5 protein-coding genes and 1 riboswitch are annotated in these 5639 nt (G+C 43.4%); of the genes, 1 reads left to right on the top strand and 4 read right to left on the bottom strand.

The features are described from left to right. Positions 1-338, top strand: a 338-nt coding sequence (locus HP456_RS19125; protein WP_172254054.1) for a DUF2507 domain-containing protein, incomplete at its 5' end; no start/stop codon positions are given. 83 nt (positions 339-421) lie between these two features. Here HP456_RS19125 and HP456_RS19120 read toward each other — a convergent pair. From HP456_RS19120 to HP456_RS19105, 4 genes are all read right to left on the bottom strand, one after another. Continuing rightward, the gene (locus HP456_RS19120; RefSeq protein WP_172254052.1) at positions 422-1660 is read right to left on the bottom strand and encodes an aspartate kinase; all 1239 of its coding nucleotides are present in this window, start codon (positions 1658-1660) and stop codon (positions 422-424) included. Between the two features lie 204 nt (positions 1661-1864). Further along, positions 1865-2043: riboswitch (Lysine riboswitch) on the bottom strand. A 212-nt stretch (positions 2044-2255) separates the two neighbouring features. Further along, positions 2256-4028 (bottom strand): excinuclease ABC subunit UvrC, encoded by a 1773-nt coding sequence (gene uvrC / locus HP456_RS19115; protein ID WP_172254050.1) that lies wholly within the window; start codon positions 4026-4028, stop codon positions 2256-2258. A gap of 142 nt (positions 4029-4170) precedes the next feature. Then, on the bottom strand, positions 4171-4491 hold the full coding sequence (gene trxA, locus HP456_RS19110) for a thioredoxin (RefSeq protein ID WP_312857795.1): 321 nt from the start codon (positions 4489-4491) through the stop codon (positions 4171-4173). Between the two features lie 324 nt (positions 4492-4815). Next, positions 4816-5639, bottom strand: an 824-nt coding sequence (locus tag HP456_RS19105) for an electron transfer flavoprotein subunit alpha/FixB family protein (protein ID WP_172254048.1), incomplete at its 5' end; no start/stop codon positions are given.

Below are 5639 nucleotides of genomic sequence, written 5' to 3'. Positions count from 1 at the left end.
CTCCTGACATTTTATATTGGGGAGGCAAACAGCTCTCCAGAAAATTCCCCCTTCAATCAATCGAAGAATGCACATCATTTTTTGAAGAAGCAGGATGGGGAACGCTGACGGTTAACGAACAAAAGAAAAATGAAATTACCTTTGAATTGCGAGGCGCATTTGTCGAAAGACGCTTATCGCTGAAGTCGGACGTTACATTTAAATTGGAAGCAGGTTTTCTTGCGGAACAAATTCAACTGCTGAAGAAATGCACCACTGAAGCAGCAGACGAGATACATAAACGAACTCAATCCGTAAAGATCACCGCTCGCTGGGACGAAAAAGATAAAGTTGAATGAACGGACGAACTCGTCTATCAACTAAATAGATGAACGGGAAAAAGGGTTGACTCTGAAATAAAGAGCCAACCCTTTATTATTGTTTAAAGCGTAACCTCTTCCATTTGAACGGTGTCCAATTTGAATGCCGTATGTAATACACCGGCAGCTTTTTGCATATTCTTCTGGTCGACCACGGCAGATACCTTAATTTCGGACGTACTGACCATCTTGATGATAATGTCATTATGCGCCAGGACTTCGAACATCTCTGCCGCAACCCCCGGGTTGGAAATCATTCCGGATCCCACAATGGACACTTTCGCCAAATCGCGTTCATGTTCAATATGGGTGAAGCCCAGGCCTTCCTGGTTCTTCTCTAATACGGCAATTGCATCATTAAGATCCTGTTCTTTGATTGAGAACGATAGATTCGTTGTATTACGGTCTGTCTGGCTCTGAATGATGATGTCCACATTCAAGTGGTTCTTTGCAAGTGTCGTGAACACGGAAGAAAGCCCTGTCAGGGCATTATCGAGCCCAAAGATGGTTACCCGGACAATTTCGTCTTCAAATGCCACGCCTCTTACCACTAAATTCTGTTCCATGCTTGCTTCCTCCTCAATATACGTTCCTTCCACTTTTTTAATACTGGATCTGACTTCTAACGGGATTTGATAATTTTTCGCGAATTCTACAGCCCGGGGATGAAGGACCCCTGCCCCGAGATTGGCGAGCTCGAGCATTTCATCATAGGATATGGAAGGCAGTTTCCTTGCACCTTCGATATAACGCGGATCAGACGTATAGACTCCGTCGACATCGGTGTAAATATCACAGCGATCCGCTTTTAACGCAGCTGCGATCGCTACGGCTGTTGTGTCTGACCCCCCGCGGCCGAGGGTGGTGATTTCACCTGACAATGTCATCCCCTGAAAGCCTGCTACTATGACAACTTTTCCGCTTTGAAGCTGTGTCGCGATTTTTTCGGTATGGATATTGGTTATGCGTGCATTGCTGTACACAGATTCTGTCTCGATACCGGCCTGCCAGCCAGTATACGAGATGGCTTCCTGACCGGCCTGAATCAACGCCATAGTCAAGAGTGAAATGGTGACCTGTTCTCCAGTGGATAAAAGCATATCCATTTCCCGTTTACTTGGCTGAGAAGTGATTTCCCTTGCTAAACCGACTAATGTATCAGTTGTTTTCCCCATGGCGGATACGACAACCACAACATCATTTCCCCGTTTCTTCTCCTCCAGGATCCTTGACGCAACATTTTGAATTCTTTCAACAGAACCTACTGAAGTTCCTCCGAATTTTTGAACGATAATGCTCACAGCTTCTCCTTCTTTCTCTTTGAGTGTAGAAATAGAACCTTACTTTCTGAAGAGAATCATCCAACTTCTGCACAAGTTCCTGCTGCCTGTATATTGTACATATACTGTCGGCAGCCTGATGCCAAATAATAAAAAAAGCAATGAGACAAAATATCTCATTGCTCTATGAACTTAAAGTAAAAAATACTGATTCGTTCATCGGCATTGTGAGATAGCTCTCCAAGATTGATTCATCTTGACAATCCTGCATTTCTTAAACGCAGAACCAGCGGAATTAGTTTGAGACTAAAACCACTTCGGCGGATCTCCCCTTTCCAGACATCTCAACAGAGCCCATACTCCTCCATGCCTATACTCTTGAAGCCCGCACCTCTATCACCACTATTAAAAGTGATAATGTATTAAATTATCGATAATTATAGCACACCAAAAAAACGGAAGCAACGGATATTTCAGAATATTTTCGTTACTGTTTTGTTTTTTCCCTGTTGACAGGACTAAGTTGATTTGCGTACAAAATCCGCATTCCGCGGTGACCCAGATCAGTAAGTTTTTAACAGTACAGAAAGAAAGCTTACAGGCAATCAACTCATGGCTATTGTTGCAGTTTCTCGTGCAATACTTTCGCAACAGCCTCTGGAATACCGATTTCCTGAAACTCTTTTACCGTTGCTTCCTTCATTTTCTTCATCGAACCAAAATGCTTAAGAAGCTGTTTTTTCCGCTTAGGCCCGATTCCATCGATTTCATCAAGAATGGATTGAAATACACTCTTCCCCCGCAGCTGGCGGTGGAATGTAATCGCAAATCGGTGAACTTCATCCTGAATGCGCTGCAGCAGGTAAAACTCCTGACTGCGTTTTTCAAGCGGGACAATCTGCAGAGGATTTCCATACAACAGTTCCGATGTCTGGTGCTTATCATCCTTAGCCAATCCTCCAAGAGGGATATCGAGTCCCAGCTCATTTTCGATCACATCCCGGGCCGCTTCGATCTGCCCTTTACCACCATCAATGATGATGAGGTCAGGAAGCGGAAGACCATCCTTTAACACCCTTGAATACCTTCGCCTCACCACTTCCCGCATTGATTCATAATCATCGGGGCCTTTAACCGTTTTTATTTTATACTTTCTGTACTCTTTCTTCGCGGGCTTTCCGTCGATGAACACGATCATGGCCGATACAGGAGCAGATCCTTGTATATTTGAGTTATCAAATGCCTCGATTCGAAAAGGGGTATAAATCCCCATTTGTTCGCCCAACCTTTCAATTGCCTTGATCGTTCGATCCTCGTCTCTCTCTATCAGGGCAAACTTTTCATCAAGTGCCTGCTTTGCATTTTTTTCTGCCAGTTTAACAAGCTCTTTCTTTCTCCCGCGCTTCGGCTGAGTAACTTTCACTTCAAGTAACTTCGCAGCCAGTTCTTCATTGATTTCTTCAGGCAGAAAAATCTCTCTCGGTTTAAAATGGTTCGCCTTCGAATAAAATTGGCCCAAATAGGTAAGAAATTCATCTTCCGGTTCATTATAAAGCGGAAATAACGATACATCCCGTTCAATCAACTTTCCCTGCCGGACGAAGAAGACCTGAACGCACATCCAGCCTTTATCGACTGCAAACCCGAATACATCCCGATCTGTAAAGTCTGTCATCGTCATTTTTTGTTTTTCCATTGTTGCTTCGATATGGAGAATCTGATCACGGAATTCTTTGGCCCGCTCAAACTCCATGTTTTCAGACGCTGCATTCATTTTTTCAGTTAATTTTTTCTTAATTTCCTTGTACCCGCCATTTAAAAATCTGGCAATTTCATCGGTCATCTCCCTGTACGTATCCCGCTTCACTTCTTTCACACAGGGCGCAAGGCATTGACCCATGTGATAATAAAGGCAGACCCTGTCAGGGAGGGTGGTGCATTTGCGCAGCGGATACAACCGGTCAAGCAGCTTTTTCGTTTCATTGGCTGCTCCGACATTTGGGTATGGTCCGAAGTACTTCCCTTTTCCCCTCTGTACTTTGCGTGTAGTGATCAGTCGCGGGTGGCGTTCATTTGTCAATTTAATGAATGGATAGCTTTTATCATCCTTAAGCATGACATTGTATTTAGGGTCATATTTCTTTATTAAATTCATTTCAAGTACCAGCGCTTCCAGGTCGGATGAAGTCATGATATATTCGAAGTCTTCGATTTCTCCTGCAAGCCGCTGTGTTTTTGCATCGTGTGAGCCCGTGAAATACGAACGGACTCGATTTTTCAACACTTTTGCCTTTCCGACATAAATGATTGTTCCCTGTCTGTCTTTCATCAAGTAGCAACCAGGCTGATCGGGCAATAGCGCCAATTTATTTGTAATGACAGGATTCACGTTTCTCCCCCCTTTTTCACTTTCTGTTCTCCTCTTATTGTAAAGTGATTATGACTAAGTGGTAAACCAATAAAAATATATTGGGATAACTGACATAGGAAAAGCCGAGGCAACATGCCCCGGCTTTTTCAATCAATGCTTATTAAGCATGTTTATTCAATAGTTCAGCAAGTGCTTCTTTCGGCTGGAATCCGATTACTTTATCCACTACTTCTCCGTCTTTAAGGACAACCAGCGTCGGAATGCTCATTACTCCATATTTACCGGCCGTTTCCTGATTTTCATCTACGTCAACTTTGACGATTTTTACTTTGTCGCCCATTTCACTGTCGAGCTCTTCTAATACCGGAGCGATCATTTTACAAGGTCCGCACCAAGGTGCCCAGAAATCTGCCAATACCAGGCCGGAGTTCGTTTCATTTACAAAGTTTTGGTCAGTAGCATTTGTTATTGCCATAAATATATGCCTCCTAAGTTCTTTAAATATACCGTAAGTATATCACCGTTAATAGTGGTATGCTATTAATCTGCTCGTTGGTAATATACCCTTCCGAAAACGTTCTATACAGACCTTCAATAAATTGAACTTTAAAAAAATGCTGCCCGATTCTGTTTGAAGACTTCGCTTTCCGGGGAGTCTTTGTCTTCCATCCCAAACACAGATGGAACAGGTACATAACAACACCCATTTAACAGAGCAAAAAATAAGGAGTAACCACAAGTGGCTACTGCCTTATTTACTTATACTATTCATTTACCCGTTCTTTTGCATTTAAAACTCCCGAAATTATGAAGAAGAGACTTTGAGCTTTTTAAATTCTTCGGTCAGCATCGGGACGACTTCGAAGAGGTCACCGACGATTCCGTAGTCAGCGACATTGAAGATATTCGCTTCGGGATCTTTGTTGATCGCAACGATTACTTTAGAGTTTGACATCCCTGCAAGATGCTGGATCGCTCCGGAAATTCCGCAAGCTATATAAAGATCAGGCGTTACAACTTTTCCTGTCTGGCCGATTTGCAAGGAGTAGTCGCAATAATCTGCATCGCAGGCTCCGCGTGAAGCCCCTACAGCTCCGCCTAAGACTTCTGCCAGTTCCTTAAGCGGTTCAAAACCATCTTCGCTCTTCACCCCGCGTCCGCCAGCGATGATGACTTTAGCTTCAGATAAGTCTACACCTTCGCTCGCTTTTCGTACTACCTCCTTGATGATCGTACGTAAGTCTTTCACATCAACAGGTAATGAAGATACTTCGCCAGAACGTGATTCATCTTTCGCTAAAGGTTCGATATTGTTAGGACGAATGGTAGCAAAGATCAAACCATCAGTCACGATTTTCTTTTCAAATGCTTTTCCTGAATAAATTGGGCGTGTAAAGATCAGATTTCCGCCAGCTTCTTCCAGATCAGTGGCATCAGAGATCAGCCCTGTGCTCAACTTGCTCGCAAGTTTTGGAGACAAATCTTTTCCTAAAGCGGTATGTCCGAAGACGATTCCTTCCGGCTTCTCCTGTTCGATGACAGCCATCAACGCCTGTGAATAGCCATCTGATGTATATTGGTCAAGCTTGTCATTTTCAACAGTAATTACTTTGTCTGCACCATATTGGA

Origin of the sequence: Bacillus haikouensis (genome assembly GCF_013179555.1) — a bacterium.
Lineage (GTDB): Bacteria > Bacillota > Bacilli > Bacillales > Bacillaceae_B > Rossellomorea > Rossellomorea haikouensis_A.
Note: the sequence above shows the minus strand (reverse complement) of the source record. Positions and strands in the feature narration are given on the sequence as shown.